Source organism: Microbacterium sp. NPDC056044, assembly GCF_042267145.1.
In the GTDB taxonomy this organism is placed as follows: domain Bacteria; phylum Actinomycetota; class Actinomycetes; order Actinomycetales; family Microbacteriaceae; genus Microbacterium.
Genome location: NZ_JBHJWZ010000003.1, coordinates 570,842 through 586,936, shown reverse-complemented (window position 1 = coordinate 586,936; position 16,095 = coordinate 570,842). Strand labels below are relative to the sequence as shown.

The 16,095-nt window shown below is 71.1% G+C and carries 16 protein-coding genes; 12 read left to right on the top strand and 4 right to left on the bottom strand.

Annotation, left to right across the window (positions count from 1 at the left end; translation table 11 throughout):
• Positions 1 to 24 precede the first annotated feature (24 nt).
• Together ACFC1I_RS11645 and ACFC1I_RS11640 are read left to right on the top strand one after the other, a co-directional pair.
• Positions 25 to 1,707 carry a CocE/NonD family hydrolase gene (locus ACFC1I_RS11645; RefSeq protein WP_376009189.1) on the top strand — a complete coding sequence of 561 codons (1,683 nt, stop codon included), beginning with the start codon at positions 25 to 27 and terminating at the stop codon, positions 1,705 to 1,707.
• On the top strand, positions 1,704 to 2,159 hold the full coding sequence (locus ACFC1I_RS11640) for a DUF3237 domain-containing protein (RefSeq protein ID WP_376009187.1): 456 nt from the start codon (positions 1,704 to 1,706) through the stop codon (positions 2,157 to 2,159). Before ACFC1I_RS11645 ends, ACFC1I_RS11640 begins: the two co-directional genes overlap by 4 nt.
• Here ACFC1I_RS11640 and ACFC1I_RS11635 read toward each other — a convergent pair.
• The gene (locus ACFC1I_RS11635; RefSeq protein ID WP_376009184.1) at positions 2,144 to 2,755 is read right to left on the bottom strand and encodes a TetR/AcrR family transcriptional regulator; all 612 of its coding nucleotides are present in this window, start codon (positions 2,753 to 2,755) and stop codon (positions 2,144 to 2,146) included. The two genes, ACFC1I_RS11640 and ACFC1I_RS11635, sit on opposite strands and share 16 nt — an antisense overlap.
• 132 nt (positions 2,756 to 2,887) lie before the next feature.
• Here ACFC1I_RS11635 and ACFC1I_RS11630 point away from each other — a divergent pair, with 132 nt between their 5' ends.
• The 7 genes from ACFC1I_RS11630 to ACFC1I_RS11600 all read left to right on the top strand — a co-directional run bounded on the left by ACFC1I_RS11630 (position 2,888) and on the right by ACFC1I_RS11600 (position 10,407).
• Positions 2,888 to 4,543: an ABC transporter substrate-binding protein gene (locus ACFC1I_RS11630; RefSeq protein ID WP_376009182.1), complete on the top strand. Its 1,656-nt coding sequence runs from the start codon at positions 2,888 to 2,890 to the stop codon at positions 4,541 to 4,543.
• 34 nt (positions 4,544 to 4,577) lie between these two features.
• Entirely contained in the window at positions 4,578 to 5,537 is a 960-nt protein-coding gene (locus ACFC1I_RS11625; protein ID WP_376009179.1) for an ABC transporter permease, read from the top strand.
• Positions 5,534 to 6,397 (top strand): ABC transporter permease, encoded by an 864-nt coding sequence (locus tag ACFC1I_RS11620; protein ID WP_376009176.1) that lies wholly within the window; start codon positions 5,534 to 5,536, stop codon positions 6,395 to 6,397. The genes ACFC1I_RS11625 and ACFC1I_RS11620 overlap by 4 nt, the downstream gene beginning before the upstream one ends.
• Positions 6,394 to 8,085 (top strand): nickel ABC transporter ATP-binding protein NikE, encoded by a 1,692-nt coding sequence (gene nikE, locus ACFC1I_RS11615; RefSeq protein WP_376009174.1) that lies wholly within the window; start codon positions 6,394 to 6,396, stop codon positions 8,083 to 8,085. The genes ACFC1I_RS11620 and nikE overlap by 4 nt, the downstream gene beginning before the upstream one ends.
• Complete coding sequence (locus ACFC1I_RS11610) at positions 8,082 to 9,521, top strand: amidase (RefSeq protein ID WP_376009172.1); 1,440 nt, start codon at positions 8,082 to 8,084, stop codon at positions 9,519 to 9,521. Before nikE ends, ACFC1I_RS11610 begins: the two co-directional genes overlap by 4 nt.
• Positions 9,518 to 9,979, top strand: a complete 462-nt coding sequence (locus ACFC1I_RS11605) for a DUF3237 domain-containing protein (RefSeq protein WP_376009170.1) — start codon at positions 9,518 to 9,520, stop codon at positions 9,977 to 9,979. Before ACFC1I_RS11610 ends, ACFC1I_RS11605 begins: the two co-directional genes overlap by 4 nt.
• 89 nt (positions 9,980 to 10,068) lie before the next feature.
• Positions 10,069 to 10,407: a sugar ABC transporter ATPase gene (locus ACFC1I_RS11600; protein WP_376009167.1), complete on the top strand. Its 339-nt coding sequence runs from the start codon at positions 10,069 to 10,071 to the stop codon at positions 10,405 to 10,407.
• Between the two features lie 89 nt (positions 10,408 to 10,496).
• Here ACFC1I_RS11600 and ACFC1I_RS11595 read toward each other — a convergent pair whose 3' ends face one another.
• Both ACFC1I_RS11595 and ACFC1I_RS11590 read right to left on the bottom strand, forming a co-directional pair.
• Positions 10,497 to 11,870 (bottom strand): permease prefix domain 1-containing protein, encoded by a 1,374-nt coding sequence (locus ACFC1I_RS11595; RefSeq protein WP_376009164.1) that lies wholly within the window; start codon positions 11,868 to 11,870, stop codon positions 10,497 to 10,499.
• 1 nt (position 11,871) lies between these two features.
• Positions 11,872 to 12,246: a PadR family transcriptional regulator gene (locus ACFC1I_RS11590; protein WP_376009161.1), complete on the bottom strand. Its 375-nt coding sequence runs from the start codon at positions 12,244 to 12,246 to the stop codon at positions 11,872 to 11,874.
• Between the two features lie 202 nt (positions 12,247 to 12,448).
• On the opposite strand from ACFC1I_RS11590, the gene ACFC1I_RS11585 reads away from it, so the two are divergent.
• Positions 12,449 to 13,213 (top strand): DUF1684 domain-containing protein, encoded by a 765-nt coding sequence (locus ACFC1I_RS11585; protein WP_376009159.1) that lies wholly within the window; start codon positions 12,449 to 12,451, stop codon positions 13,211 to 13,213.
• Positions 13,214 to 13,303: 90 nt separating this feature from the next.
• Complete coding sequence (locus tag ACFC1I_RS11580; protein WP_376009156.1) at positions 13,304 to 14,338, top strand: ion transporter; 1,035 nt, start codon at positions 13,304 to 13,306, stop codon at positions 14,336 to 14,338.
• A gap of 9 nt (positions 14,339 to 14,347) precedes the next feature.
• Here the strand turns inward: ACFC1I_RS11580 and ACFC1I_RS11575 are convergent, their stop codons facing one another.
• Complete coding sequence (locus tag ACFC1I_RS11575) at positions 14,348 to 15,610, bottom strand: MFS transporter (RefSeq protein WP_376009153.1); 1,263 nt, start codon at positions 15,608 to 15,610, stop codon at positions 14,348 to 14,350.
• A 193-nt stretch (positions 15,611 to 15,803) separates the two neighbouring features.
• Between ACFC1I_RS11575 and ACFC1I_RS11570 the strand changes: the two genes are divergently transcribed.
• Positions 15,804 to 16,094: a DUF4287 domain-containing protein gene (locus ACFC1I_RS11570; protein WP_376009150.1), complete on the top strand. Its 291-nt coding sequence runs from the start codon at positions 15,804 to 15,806 to the stop codon at positions 16,092 to 16,094.
• Position 16,095: the final 1 nt, after the last annotated feature.

The following is a 16,095-nucleotide window of genomic DNA, read 5'->3' as shown; positions in this document are numbered from 1 at the left end:
CCACCCACTCGAAGAGGAGACACCGTGCCGGAGATCGTGCATGTCGGGCCCGCACCCGTCAGCCCCGCCGCCCGCGAGGAGCGCGTGCGCATGCGCGACGGCGTGCGCCTCGCGACCGACGTCTATCTCCCCGGTGCACCGGCCGACCCCGACGCGAGCGCCGGCGACACCGTCCTCATCCGTCTGCCCTACGACAAGAGCGGCGAGTACACGTTCATCCCGCTGATCGCCGAGTACTTCACGGCGCGCGGCTACCGTGTCGTCGCGCAGGACGTGCGCGGTAAGTTCCGCTCCGAGGGCGACGCGCTGCTGTTCGTCAACGAGGTCGACGACGGCTACGACACGATCGACTGGATCGTTGCCCAGGAGTGGTCGAACGGCCGCGTCGCGATGTGGGGCGACAGCTACTACGGCTTCACGCAGTGGGCGGCGGTCGCGTCGCAGCATCCCGCCCTCAAGGCCATCGCCCCGCGTGTGACCGGCACGATGCTCGGCGAGCCGGTGCGCGTGATCCCGGGGGAGCGCACCCGCCGGGTGGAGTGGGCGATCACCTACCTCTACCCGCTCACGTACTTCCACTCGCAGGACGGCTTCTTCTGGGACCTCGACGCCTCCCGCCGGCCTTTCAGCGCTCAGGCCGAGGAGGTCGTCGCGCAGCTCGGCGCGCGCTCGATCTCGTACGACCAGTGGTACCCGCGCGCCGTGCACCTGCCGCGCTTCCCGCTGGCGAGCCCCTTCGACGCGCGTCCGGTGCCGACGCTGCACACCATCGGGTGGTGGGACAACTGCGCGCCCCTGTCGTGGGCCGATGTCGCCGAGATCGAGCAGCGCCCGGCGTGGGCGCTCAATCACTTCCTCCGCATCGAGTCCATGGACCACGAGTCGTACTACCTCGATGACCCCGCCACGGCACGCGTCGAGGAGCGCAGCGACACGCAGATCCGCTCGGAACTGGAACGGATGCTGCAGCCCGCGGTCGACTTCTTCGAGGTGTTCGTGCGGGGGAAGGGGCGCGCCGACGACATTCCCCGGGTGAGCTGGAATCTCGCCGGCACGCCCGGCATGCGCGCCGCGGAGACGTGGCCGCCGCGCGCGGCGGAGCACCGCACGCTGTACGCCCACGCGGGCGGAGGGCTCTCGGTCGAGGCGCCGGATGACGCGTCCGAGCTCGAGTGGCTCCACGACCCTGCGGACCTCGTGCCGTCGAGCGTCCCGAACGCGTTCGCGTTCCTCCTCTACGCCCCCGATGAAGCCGCGCTCGGCGCGCGGGCCGACGTGCTCTCGTTCACCACCGACGTGTTCCAGCGCGATGTGGACCTCGCGGGACCGGTGCGGGTCGCCGCATCCGTGTCGTCCGACGGTCCGGTGACGGACGTGTTCGCACGGCTGCTCGACGTGGCCCCCGACGGCACGGCGCTGCGGATCGCGCGCGGTCAGGTGCACGTGACGGATGCTGCGAGCCCGGCCGCCGTCGACATCGACCTGGGCCAGCTGGGGTACCGCGTCCGTGCAGGGCATCGCCTCCGCCTGCACGTCCACTCGAGCGACTTCCCCGAGTTCCTGCCGCAGCCCGGCACGGGGGAGGAGCCGTGGGGCGCCGTCGAGACCGCCGTGAACCGGCAGCGCATCGCACTCGGCGGCGACGACCCGCTGCGCGTCACCCTCACCGTCCTGCCCGCCGCTGAAGCCGAGGAGGCCCGTCCATGAACGACCCGGTCCTGGAGTACGCGTTCGAGATCCGCGTCGACATCGACCCGCACTTCCGCATCGGCCGCAGCGCCGACGAGGAGCTGACGTTCACACCGGTTGCGGGCGGCACCGTGGCGGGTCCGCTGCTGAACGGCGAGGTGCTCGCCGGCGGCGGGGACTGGGCCGTGGAGCGATCGGGAACGGCGCAGCTCGAAGCGCGCTACCTGCTGCGCGCCGACGACGGCGCGGTCATCGACATCCTGAACCGCGGGTACTACCGCGCGTCGGATGACGTGATCGCCCGCGTGGAGGCGGGCGAGAACGTGCCGGAGGACGAGTACTACTTCCGCACCGCGCCGGTTTTCCAGACGGATGCTGCGGCCCACCGCTGGCTCGCCGAGCACCAGTTCATCGGGCTCGCGCGCGACGAGGACGGCCAGGTGTGCGTCCGGGTCTACGTGGTGCGCTGATGTGCGCCAGGGGCGGCGTCCGCGCGGGTGCGCGGCTGTACGGCGAGCGTCGCGTGGATGACCTCGCGCAGCTGGGCCTCGTCCCAGCGGGCCGGATCCTCCGCACTCGCGACGTACGACCCGCGAACCAGCAGGTACGCCAGGCCCGCGACATGCTCGGGGTCGACGTAGCCCGCGACCCGCGCCTCCTCGACGAGCAGCCGCTGATAGGCCGAGCTCTCACGATGGAGGGCCGTGCGGAGGTCCGGCTCGCGGTCGGCGTTCGCCACGATCTCGAGGATCAGCGCGCGCAGCACCGGTTCGTCCGGTCCGGTTGTCAGCGACCACTCGATGACGGCGGCGAACCGGTCCGCGGGCGCGGCCCCGGCGAGCGACTCGTCGAGGGCGACCTGCCAGCGGTCCCTGCCGCGGTCCAGTGCGTTCAGGATGAGCGCGGCGCGGGAGGGGAGGTAGTTCGTGACGAGGGTCGTCGAACCTCCGAGCTCCTTGGCCACCGAGCGGATGGTCACGGCATGCGAGCCCGCCGAGCGCGCGACGCGGATGGTCGCGGCGGCGATGTCGGCGAGCCGCTGTTCGGCGTCTACCTCGCGGGGCATGCAATCCACCCTATGCAAGCTCGTAACACAAATGCAACGTTGATGTACAACAGGGTTGTACTACCCTGAGGGTGATCGCGGCGACGCTGCCGCGATCGACGATCTCCCTCGACCGACCCGAAAGGAAACGAGATGAGAATCCGAGGCAAGGCCGCCGCGGTCGTCGCAGCTGCAGCAGCGCTCGTGCTGCTGGCGGGGTGCACGCCCCGCGACACCGAGACGTCGCCGACCGGCGACGCGACGTTCGCGCCCGTCGAACTCGTCGACGCGCTGCCCGCCGGCACCACCGAGGTCGACGAGGTCACCTGGGCGCTCGTCGAGGGCGAGCCGCGTTCGCTCGTGCCGGGTGCGGACTACAACTTCGTGCAGCCCAATCTCTGCACCAGCCTGCTGACCGTGCAGCCCGATTTCTCGGTCGCGGCGGGCATCGCCGAGAACGCGGACTGGGTCGACCCGGTGACGTTCGTCATCGACATCCGTCCGGGCGTCACGTTCTGGGACGGCTCCCCGGTCACCCCCGACGACGTCGTGTACAGCCTCGAACGGCACCACAGGGACATCACCTCGGCGTTCTACGGCGCGTTCGTACTCGTCGCACCCGAGAACGGCATCGAGGTCACCGGCGACAACCAGGTGACGGTGCACTTCGTCGCCCCCGACACGACCTTCCGCGACGCGCTGACGGGGGGCGCGGGCGCAGTGCTCAGCAAGGCGGTGAGCGAGGCGCAAGGCGATGCGCTCGGCACGTCGGGCGGCGAGCTGATGTGTGCAGGGCCGTACAAGCTCGAGAGCTGGACCCCCGGCAGCGAGATCGTCACGGTCGCCAACGAGGATTACTGGGACGGCGCGCCGCTGGTGAAGAAGCTGACCTACAAGTTCATCCCGGACGGCACCACGCTCACCAACGCCCTCCTCGAGGGCGAAGTGGACGGCGCGTTCAACGTCGCGCCCGCCAGCCGTGACGCGTTCGCGTCCTCCACGAGCGGACAGCTCGTGATCGGGCCGTCGACGGCCTCGTTCTCGTTCGGGCCGACGCGCGAGACCGGAGCAGGGGCGAACCCGAAGATCCGCCAGGCGCTCAGCCTCGCGATCGACCGCGAGCAGTACATCGCGACCGTCCTTCACGGTCTCGGGCAGCCGCAGAGCACCTTCGTGGCGCCGTTCTCGTGGTCGGGTGCGGCCGCGGCCGACGTCTACCAGGCCGGCTACGACGCCCTCGAGGCGCCGCACGTCGACCTGGATGCCGCGAAGAAGCTCGTCGAGGAGTCGGGGGAGGACACCTCGGTGCCCCTGCGCCTCGCGATCCCGGCCGGCAACAAGGAGCTGTCGCAGACCGCGGCGATCGTGCAGAGCGCCGCATCGCAGATCGGCCTGGCCATCGAGATCGACGAGCGCCAGGCCGCCGACTTCGCGGCCATCTTCCTGCCCGACCCCGGACCCCGCGAGAGCATCGACTTCGTCGCGACCACCGGCTACACCGAGACGCCGGGCGTGCTGACCTACCCGCAGCTGTTCGTACTGCCGCCCGACCAGGGCGGGATCTTCAACTGGACCGGCTACGCGAACGCCGATGTCACCGCTGGAGTGCAGGCGGCGCGCACGACGCCCGACGCGGACGGCGCCGCCGAGGCGTACGTCGGCGCCCAGGAGGTCTTCGCTCCCGACCAGCTGCAGGTCACGCTCGCGGGCTCCTACCACACGACGTTCCTCGGCAACGACCTGACCGGCGTCGTGACCTCCGTGGCGGCGTACGCCAGCCCGTGGGCCCTGCGCCTCGGCGGCAAGTGACCCACCCGCACCATCACGTCGGAGAGGGATGACGATGAACGCCAGTGTGGCCCGGCAGTTGCTGGGCAAGCTCGGAGGACTGCTCCTCACGCTGTTCCTGTCGAGCGTCGTCATCTTCTCGGCCGTGCTCCTCACCCCCGGCGACCCGGTCGTCGCGCTCGCCGGGGGTGTGCGGCCCACGCCGGAGATGATCGAGGCCATCAAGGCCGCGCATCACCTCGACCAGCCGGTCTGGGTGCAGTACCTGTACTGGATCGGCGGGGTGCTCACCGGCGACCTCGGCACGTCGTTCGTCTACAAGACACCGGTCACCGAGCTCATCGCCCCGCGCTTCGGGGTCACCCTTCTGCTCGTGCTCTACACGATCGTGCTCATCGCGGTCTTCGGCATCGGCTCGGGCATCCTCGCGGCGACGCGGGGCCGCGGAACCGACCGGGCGGTGCTCGTGGCCACCTCTTTCGGCGTGGCGCTGCCGACCTTCGTCGTCGCGATCCTGCTGATCTGGGTCTTCGGGCGGGTGCTAGGGCTGTTCCCGGTCTACGGGGCCGGCGAGGGGCTGCTCGACAACCTGTACCACCTCACTCTTCCGGCGATCTCGCTCTCGGTGCTCTACATCGCGTACCTCAGCCGCATCACGCGCGCCGCCGTCGTCGGCCAGCTGCACTCCGAGCATGTCGACACGGCCCGGGTGCGCGGCATCCCTCGCTCCCAGATCTTCCGTCGCCACGTGTTCCTGAACGCGTCGCCGCAGATCCTCGCGATCTCCGGCGCGACGGTCGCGGGGCTGTTCGCGGCGTCGGCGATCGCCGAGCAGGCGTTCGGGATCGGCGGGCTGGGGTCGCTGCTCACCGAGGCGGCCGCCCGCAAAGACCTTCCCGTCGTGCAGGTGATCTCACTCCTGCTCGTGATCCTGTTCGTCGTCCTCAACGCCGCTGCGGACGTCGCGATCGCGCTGATCGACCCCGACTCCGTGAAGCCCAGGAGGACCGCATGAGCGTCGCCCAGCTCGCCGGCGGCCGCGTGCCCACGTTCGCCCGCCGCCTCGCCGTGCGCGACCCGCTGCTGATCGCGGCCGGGATCGTGATGATCGGCATCCTCGTGATGGCGCTGTTCGGCCCGTGGCTCGCGCCGTACGACCCGAACCAGCTCTACGTCGGGCCGATCTCGGCTCCGCCGTCGCTCGAGCACTGGATGGGCACCGACGACCTCGGTCGCGACATCCTCTCCCGCGTCCTCGTCGGCGCCGCGCCGAGCGTGTTCGCGCCCATCGTCGTCGTGATCGCGTCGTCGCTCCTCGGTGCCCTGATCGCCGTCGTCTCGGCGTGGTTCGGCGGCTGGGTCGACGGCGTGAGCTCGCGGCTCATCGAGGTGATCTTCGCGATCCCCGGACTCGTGCTCGCGATCCTCGCCGTGTCGATGTTCGGCAAGGGGCTCATCGCGCCGATCGTGGCGCTGTCGATCGCGTACGTCCCGATCGTCGCTCGCCTGATGCGCGCCTCGGCCCGCAGCGAGCTCGCGAAGCCCTACATCGCGGCGCTGCGCATCCAGGGCGTGGGATCCCTGGCGATCTGCTTCCGGCACCTCGTGCCGGCGCTGCTGCCGGCCCTGCTCGCACAGTCGACCGTCGGCTTCGGCTACGCGATGCTCGACCTCGCCGCCATCTCGTTCCTGGGGCTCGGTGCGCAGCCGCCGTCGTCGGACTGGGGCGTGATGATCGCCGCCGGACAGCCGTCGCTGCTGGTGGGCGCCCCCGAGCAGTCGATGTTCCCTGCCGCACTGGTCGTCGTGACCGTGCTCGCCGTGAACATCCTCGGCGCCCGCGTGACCACGTGGGCGGAAGGAGCCGACCGATGACATCCGTCCTCGAACTCGATCACGTCTCGATCTTCGCCCCCGGCGCCGAGGGGCCGCGCGCCATCGTGCACGACTGCACGGTCCAGGTGAAGGCGGGAGAGGCGCTGGGCCTGGTCGGCGAGTCCGGCTCAGGCAAGACCCTGTCGGTGCGTGCGGTCGCGGGCCTGCTCCCCGAGGGCTTCACGGTGGGCGGCACGATCCGCATCGACGGGGAGGACATCGCGGAACTGCCCGCCAAGCGGCTCCGCGAGATCCGCGCCCGCCGCCTCGGGATGGTGTTCCAGACCCCACGCGCACACCTCAATCCGCTGCGCACCATCGGCGACTTCATGACCGAGGCGCTGATCTCGGTCGCGGGGGAGAAGCCGGATGCCGCCGACCGGCGCGCGCAGGACCTTCTCGCCGAGGTCGGCATCCCCGATCCCGCGCGCCGCATGCGGCAGCGGCCGGGTGACCTTTCGGGCGGACTGCTGCAGCGCGTGATGATCGCCGCGACGCTCGCCATGGACCCGCCGATCCTCCTCGCCGACGAGATCACGACGGCCCTCGACGTCACGACGCAGGAGGAGGTGATGGCGGTGATCGCCGACCTCCGGCGCCACCGAGACCTCGCCCTGCTGTTCATCACGCACGATCTCGCCCTCGCCGGCGCCGTGTGCGACCGCGTCGCGGTGATGCAGCACGGCCGCACGATCGAGACGCTGCGAGCCGCGACGATGAGGACGGATGCTGCGGACCCGTACACGCGGCGGCTGCTCTCGGCCACCCTCCCCGGTGACCTGATCGCCGAGCGGGACGCTGCCGAGGCGCCGGTGCTCGAGGTCGGAGGACTGCGCAAGACGTTCCAGGTGCGCTCGCCGCGCGGCGGCCGCGAGGAGTTCGTCGCCGTCGACGACGTCGGCTTCACCCTGGCGCGCGGCGGTTCGCTCGGCGTCGTGGGCGAGTCGGGCTCGGGCAAGTCCACGACCGCGCGCATCATCTGCGGTCTCGAGACGGCCGACGCCGGAACGGTGACGGTCAAGGGCGAGGACTGGACGACACCCGCACGCCGTGCGTCCGACCGCCGAGCCCGCGCACGGATCGCGCAGATGGTCTTCCAGGACCCTTATCAGTCCCTCGACCCGCGACAGACGGTGCGCCAGTGCCTCGCGGAGGCGGTGGCCGTGCACCGTCGCCGTATCGCCCGCGCCGAGGTCGACGTCCGCGTCGACGAGCTGATGGCCGCGGTGAAGCTCGATCCCGCGCTCGCGGCCCAGCGGCCGCGATCACTGTCGGGCGGCCAGCGTCAGCGGGTCGCGATCGCGCGGGCGCTCGCCGCCGACCCCGAGATCCTCGTGCTCGATGAAGCGGTGTCGGCGCTCGACGTGACGACCCAGGTCGAGATCCTGACGCTCCTCGACGGCATCCGTCGGGAGACCGGGGTCGCGCTGCTGATGATCTCGCACGATCTCACCACCGTGCGGCGGCTGTGCGATCACGTCGTGGTCATGAAGTCCGGTGCCGTGGTGGAGCAGGGGCCGATCGCCGACGTGCTCGATCGTCCGAGCGCCGAGTACACCCGCACCCTCCTCGACTCCATCCCGCGCGGGGGGTGGGTGCCGCGTCGACGGCTGCCCGCCCGCACGTCCGCACTGCCCACGGTGGCCACGAGGACCACCCGCATCATCACGCCCCGAGGAGAGAAATGACCGATCGCCGGCTCTGGCAGTTGAGCGTCCGCGAGCTCGCGGACGCGGTCCGCACGCGAGAGGTCACCGCCCGCGCCGTGATCGACGCGCATCTCGCGCGGATCGACGAGGTGAACCCCGCCGTCAACGCGCTCACCGCCGTCTTCCACGACAGGGCGCGCGCTCTCGCCGAGCGCGTCGATGCGGCGCTCGATGCCGGCGAGGACGCCGGCCCTCTCGCGGGCGTGCCCTTCACGGTCAAGGAGAACATCGACCTGACATGGTCGGCATCGACCAGCGGGTGGCCGTTCATGGCCGAGGCGGTCCCCGCGAAGGACGCGACGATGGTGCACCGCCTGCTCGAGGCCGGCGCCATCCCGGTCGGGCGAGGCAACATGCCGGACTGGGGGCTGCGGTGGGACACCGACAACGACCTCTTCGGCCGCACGCTGAACCCGTGGGACCCGTTCCGCGTGCCGGGCGGATCGAGCGGCGGCGATGCGGTGGCCGTCGCGACGGGCATGACACCGCTCGGCCTCGGCAACGACTACGGCGGCTCGCTGCGCCTTCCCGCGTACGCCGCGGGCGTGTGCGCACTTCGCCCGTCGGCGGGCAGGATCCCGGCGCCGATGGCCGAGATCACCGAGCCGGTGGCGCTGTCGCTCCAGTTCTTCGCCGTCAACGGCCCGATCGCCCGCCGTGTCGACGACCTCGACGTCGCCTTCACGCTCATGCACGGGGCGGACGGGAGTGATCCGACCACCGTGACCGTGCCGCATCCGTCCTCCTATGACGGCCCGAAGCGGGTCGCCGTCGTACGCGACCCGCTCGGCTGGGGTGTCGACCCGCAGGTGGCCGCCGCGATCGGCCGCGCCGCCGACGCGCTCGCCGCCGCGGGATGGCAGGTCGACGAGGTCGAGCCGCCGCTGATCGAGGAGGCCGCGACCCTCTGGCGGCAGATCTCGACGACCGAGATGGTCGGCGCCTTCCTGCCCGGCGCGCTGCCGGTGCCGCTCTCGCACGGGTCGACGCGGTACTTCCTCGACAACGCGCAGGAGACCGAGGTGCTGACCTCGGGCGAGGCCTACGGCGGTGCCTGGGCGCGACGCGCGGTGATCGCGGCGGCGTGGGAGAAGTTCCAGTCCGAGTACCCGATCGTGCTCGGTCCGGTCTCGGCGCGGCGCATGCCCGAGATCGGGTTCGATCTCTCGGGCCCGGCCGCGACGACCGAGCTCTGGCGCGACCACCGCCTGCTCGTGACCGTGAACTTCCTCGGCCTGCCATCGGTCGCGGTGCCGACCGGGCTCGACGAGGACGGACTTCCGACCGGCGTCCAGCTGATCGGCCTGCGCAACGGCGACCACATCTCACTCGCTGCCGCCCGCGACGTCGAGGCCGCCTTCGGCACCCTGACGCCCGTGCAGGCGCCGGTCGCGGGCGTGGGCGCAGTCGCATGAGCCGGTTCGAACCCGGGCTCGAGTTCGTCTTCGAGCTGAAGGTGGCGGTCGCGGATCCGGTCCGGGTCGGACGCACGGACTCCGAGGACCTCAACGTCACGCCCATCGTCGGCGGCACCATCGACGGACCGCGGCTGACCGGACGGGTCCTCCCGGTGGGCGCGGACTGGTGGGTGACGCGCGGGGCCACCACCCAGCTCGATGCCCGCTATCTGATCGAGGCCGAAGACGGTGCGGCGATCGACGTGGTGAACCGCGGCTACTGGCACGCCGGCGAGGACGTCGAGCGCCGCCTGCACGCGGGCGAGCGGGTCGGGGAGGACGAGCTCTACTACCGGACCGCCTTCGTGTTCCAGACGGGCGCCGCCGCACACCGCTGGCTCACCGAGGCGCAGTTCGTCGGCTATGCGCGGCCGGAGCCGGGGCACGTCGTCATCCGCGTCTTCCGACTGAGCTGACGCCCGTACCGAGCGCCGGGTCACGCGTCAACCCCCGTGCGCCAGGACGGGCGGGTTCGTAGCGTGGCTGTTCCGACGAAGGAGCCACGATGTCCGACAATCTGCCCGCCGACATCCCGCCCGCGCCTGACGGCCAGGTGGGGATGCAGCCGATGCGCGACCGCGACACGTCGATCGAGCCGGACCCCACGCGGGACCCTGCCCAGGCCGACTGGGACCGCACGAACGCGCGCGATGCCGGCATCGCCGACGACGACATCGCGACGGCGACCGGCGATGACCCCGCGCACCTCGCGTCCGACGAAGACGACGTGCCCCGATCAGACCTCCTGCCCGAGGGCGCGCAGCCCGAGACGCAGGGCCTGCCGCCCGAGCTGGCGGAGCAGGGCGAGACCGGTCAGGGCGACCTCGCTCCCGAGGACTACTGACTTCGGGACTTCGCGCAGCGGGGAAAAGATGCGCGAAGGGTGGAGAGGATGCCTCGGCCCGGCGATCGAGGGCCGGGCCGAGGCATCCGTCATACGAAGCCGAACAGCGGCGGGAAGACCACCACGACGATCGCCGCCCACGCGAGGTACACGGGCACGAAGGCGGTCTGCCAGCGCTCGAGTCGTTCGTACGGCGCGCGGCGCATCGTGAAGCGCAGTTGCAGCCACCCGGCGCCGACGAGGTTCGCGAGCAGGATGACGTTGAGTCCCAGCGACGCGAGCTTGTTGGGGCTCGCACCCCACTCGGCGATGCGACCGATCATCGCGACGAGCACCATGATGTCGACGACGAGTGCCGCGACGATCATGAGCAGCTGCATGCGGTCGAACCACGAGGGCGGGGCCAGCGGCTCGCGTGCCGAGAGGGCGTAGAGCAGCAGTCCGACCACCACGACGAGCACGATGTCGAACAGGATGAGCAGGTCGCGCTGGCCGAACATCTCGGTCGTGCTGTCGTCGATGAGGTTGCCCTGGATGAAGCCCGCGACGATGAACGCGAGCAGCAGCAGCGTGAACAGCGGAGTGAAGAGCTTCGTCAGCACCGGCGCGATGTTCTCGATGACGCTCTGCTTCGCCTCGACGAGCCAGGCGGCGATGATCACGGCTCCGGCGATGCCCGAGGGGAGCATGATGTCGGTCACGAACCGGGAGACGTCGATGTCGATCGCCGCGAACACACCGACCGTGAGTGCGATGAGCACACCCCCGCCGAGGGCGATGAGTGCCAGGTAGACCACCCACTCGCCCGTGAACCGGATGAAGTCCATGCGGGCGCAGCTCGAGCCGACCCGGCCGTTGACGTAGGCGATCCCCGTGACGAGCCAGAGGACGACGGCGGCATGCGTCGACGCGAGCACCAGGGTGGCACCGCCGGGCGCGAACGGATACAACGCCAGCACCGCGGCGGTCAGCACGAACGGCACGCCGACCGCGACGATCGTGCGCCACGACGATCGACGCCGCGTCAGGAAGAACGCGGCGAGGAACGGCAGCACCAGCAGAGCGAAGAACCGCGCGAAGAAGTCGCCGTCCTGAGCCCACTGGACGCCGAACAGCACGGGCACCTGCACCGCCAGCGCAGCACCGACCGCGAGCCCGACAGCGAGCAGCAGTCCGCCTCCCGTGCGGGGCGCGCGCGGCTCGTCCTGGAACATCAGCTGCTTCCACAGCCGCTCGGAGTGCTCGCGCGCGAACTCCCGTGAGAGGTCGTCGAGCCCGCCCAGCCGCTTCACCGCGACGAGGAAGGCCTCGTCGGCATCGAGACCGGATGCCTCGAGCCGGTCGATCTGGCCGCGCAGGTGGTCTTCGAGCTCGTCGACGTCGCGACCGTCGATCGCCTGCGGCCGCGAGACGTACGCGCGCCAGGTCGAGATCTGCTCTTCGATGCGGGGGTCTTCGGTCATGTCAGGCCCCTCCGAACGCCGGCATGCCGGCGAAGTCGCTGCCGCCGTCGCGGTCCGACCACACGCGCTGCAGCGCCCGGCTGACGACCGCCCACTGCTGCCGCTGCTCGGCGAACGCCGCGCGTCCGCTCGAGCTGAGCCGGTAGTGCTTGCGGGGCCGGCCGCTCGGGGAGGCGCCCCACGACGACTCCACGTGCCCGAGTCGCTCGAGCCGGTGCAGCAACGGGTACAGCATGCCGTCGCTCCACTCCAGCTCGCCGCCCGAGAGCTCGCCCACCCGCTGCAGGATCGCGTAGCCGTACGACTCGCCCTCCGCGAGGATGCCGAGCACCATCGGCGTCGCGGCAGCGGCGACCAGGTCTTTGCCGATCTTCAACGTCGTCCTCCATGCCTAGAAGTTCTAGGTACATAGAAGTACAAGTTACCTAGAACCGCAAGGTATACCTGATGACGCCGCGTGACACCCCGCGTCGCCGCGGGTCGCACCGTGGGAATGCGGTCGCCCGAGTCGTGTTGGGATGGAAGGGCGAACCGCGCCCCTCCCCGGACGAACACCCCGGAGCACCCGAAGGATCCGAATGACCCTCCCCGCGAGCACCCCCGACACCGACACCGACACCGTCACCCAGGCGCGATGGACCGCCGTGTCGAGCGCGCACGGCATCGCGGCGCTCCGCCACACGCACTGGCTCGACGCCGAGGCGCGCGCCTACGACGGTGCGCCCGGCACGTGGCGGGCGGTCGACGGCGACGTCGTGGGCGCGGGGCTGCAGGCCGACGCGCCGGAGGCTCCGGTCGACGACGTCGTGCTCGCCCCCGGTGACCACCTCGACGTCGGCGGCGTCCGGCTCAAGGCGATCAGCCGCGAAGGTGCGCCCGCGCTGCGCGTGTTCGACCCCGAGACTCCCGGACGCACGCGGCTGCGCAGCATCCTGTCGTTCCCTCGAAACGATGAGTGGGCGCTGCCCGGGGTCTTCCGTCCCGCCGCCGCGGGCGAGATCAACGTCATCCGCAGCGTCGACGGCTACGAGCGCGAGGAGCCGGCCGTCGGCACGATCTCGCTCGAGATCGACGGCGCCCCGGTCGAGCTCACCGTCACCGGCGACCCGGCGGAGGGACTCAGCGCGGTGATCGCCGACGCGACCAGCAACGTCGACGCGTACCGCTTCCGGTTCCTCGAGATCGATGCGCCCGCGGCCGACGGCGCGGTGACCGTGGACTTCAACCAGGCGTACCTGCCGCCGTGCGCGTTCAGCGACCACTACGTGTGCCCGCTGCCGCCCGCGAACAACCGCCTCGCGGTGCGCGTCGAAGCGGGGGAGCGCACCACACGACTCGCGTGAGAGTCGTGCTCGCAGCGGGGCGCGGGGTGCGAGCACAATAGGGCCACAGCCGGAGCGACTCCGGCATTGCCCGACCCGAGGAGCCTCGCCATGGCCCGTTCCCTCTCCGAAGTCCGCGAGCGGTCCCGCGCCCGTGCGAAGGCCCGCGCTGCGCGCTCCGAGCTGAAGAACACCGCGTACGAGATCTTCATCGGCGTGCTGTCGATCCTGTCGATCGGCAACCTCGTTTTCATGTACATCATCGCGGGGGACACCGCCCTCGAGTTGGTGCTCTCGGTGATGAACGCCCTGTTCAGCGCCATCTTCCTGGGCGATTTCATCTACCGCATCTCGACCGCGCCGAAGGCGTCGCGCTACTTCTTCCGCGGCTTCGGCTGGGCGGACCTCCTCGCCAGCCTGCCGTTCCCGCAGTTCAAGATCCTGCGGCTGTTCCGGCTGCTGCGGGTGTTCCGCCTGCTGCGCGAACTCGGCCCGCGGACGGTCTGGACCACCCTCATCCACGACCGCGCGAACAGCGCGCTGATGACCCTGCTGCTCATGGGCATCCTGGTGCTGCAGTTCGGCAGCATCTCGATCCTCTACGTCGAAGAGGGCGCCGACGACGCCAACATCACGTCGGCCTCCGACGCGCTCTGGTACACGATCGTCACCATCTCGACCGTCGGCTACGGCGATCAGTACCCCGTCACCAACGCGGGCCGGCTCATCGGCACGCTCATCATCGTCGTGGGCGTCGGCATCTTCGGAACGTTCACCGGCTACCTCGCGAACCTCTTCCTCGGCCCGCGAAAGGCCGCGGAGGATGCGGAGACGGATGCTGCGACCCCGCCGCCGAGCGCGGACGCGACCGCCACCCCCACCGAGGCCGCACCGCCGTCGATGGCGGATCACGCGGCGAAGGGCGTCGCCGCAGGAGCGGTCGCCGGAGCCGTGAAGGCGGGGGCGGCCGCCGGGAGCGGACCGGGCGCGCCGGTCGCGGGCACACCGGAATCGCCGGGCCTCGAGCCCGAGGGGCGGGCGGACGCCGACCCCGAGGAGACCGTCGAGCGCCTCCGCGTGCTGCTCGCGCAGTCCGAGGAGGCCATGGCCGAGATGCGCCGGCTCCTGGCCGACGCGGCCCGTTAGCAGCCGCCGTCAGCCGCGCGAGGCCAGGGCGTTCCAGACGCCCGCACCCAGCACGACCGACGCGGCGAGCAGCGGGGCGACGAGTGCGGTGCCGGCTCCGGCGGTGTCGGCGACGAGACCCGTGACGGCGGATGCTGCGGACTGGCCGACGACGATGGCAGAGCCGAGCATCGTCATCACGGTGGCCGAGCGGCCGCGCGGGCTGAAGGCGGCGGCGAGGCTGTACTGGGTCACCAGGGTCGGGCCGATGCCGATGCCGATCACGAGGAGGCAGATGGCGATGACGGCGACGCTGTCGACGAACGGCAGCGCGATCGTGCCGGCGACGAGGATGGCCGCGAACGTGAGCCAGCGGGCGCGCAGCGTGAAGCGGGCCGGGAACAGCGCGACGCCGAGGGCGAGCGCGGCCGAGCCGATGCCCATCGCGCCGTAGACGAGCCCCGCCTGCTCGGGCACGCCGCGCTCGGCCATGAACGCGGTGAGCGAGGTGAGCATCGCGCCGAAGAACAGGCCCATGCCGAGCGCGCCGACGACGGGCGCGAGCACGCGCGGGCGGAACAGCTCGCGGGCCGGCGCCTGCTCGGGCCGGCTTCCGTCGACGGATGCTGCGCCCGCACGCGCGGTCGGATGCAGGGCGAACGCGCTCACGAAGACGAGGCCGAGCACGGCCGCGCCGATCACCGGGGCGGCCGGGTTGAGCGTGGTGGCGAGGAGGCCGACGATCACCGGGCCGAAGACGAACACGATCTCGTCCGCCGCGGACTCGTACGCCATCGCTCCGTTCACGACGGGCGTGCGGCGCTCCTTCGGATACGCCCGGCCGATGATGCCGACGAGGCGGCTGCGCGAGAGCGGGGCGACCTGCGGCATGGTCGCACCGATGAAGAACGCGACAGCGAGGAGCGCAGCATCCGGAACCGGCGCGAAAGCCAGCCATGCCATCGTCGCGAGCATCACGCTGTTGGCCGCGCCCGCGACCAGCAGCACGCGGCGCTGACCGAAGCGGTCTGCGGCCGCTCCCAGCAGCGGCCCGATGAGGGCGGTGCCGAGACCGGTCATGGCGCTCGTCGCGCCGCCGAGCGCGAGCGAGCCGCGCGCCGAGACGACCAGCGTCAGGATGCCGACGACCATCATGGCGAACGGCAGGCGCGCGATCAGCGCGATCGGGAAGTACGCGTAGCCGGCCTCGCGGATGAGGCTCGGGCGCCGGGCGGCGGCGCGCGCAGCGGTGTCGTTCTCGACGAGTGTCGGGTGCATCGTTCTCCTGGCCATGCGCCGAGGGTTGGCGGCTGCTGGTGCCGCCTTGTGCGCAGCCGGAGCCGCAGACAGGTAGATGCACATCGAAATGGGCACGGCCAGTCTACCGCGGCCCACCTGAGCGGTGCCTGGCCGGGTGTCGGCCAGGGGTGGCAGGATGCTCCTGGAGTGCTCGACATCCCCATCACCGGCAGCTGAGGAGAACCACATGTCGTTCCAGGCATATCTCGACACCATCGAGACCAAGACCGGCCTGACGCCCCGTCAGCTCATCGAGAAGGCGCACGACAAGGGCTTCGACGAGACCACGAAGGCGACGCCGATCGTCGAGTGGCTCGCGGCCGATTACGGTCTCGGCCGCGGCCACGCGATGGCGCTCGTGCACGTCATCACCAAGGGTCCGCAGATCAGCGACAAGCACGTGGGCACCGGCACCACCCACTCCGACCCGTCGAACATGCTCTGGCTCGACGGCAAGGCGACGAACCCGAACCCCTGAG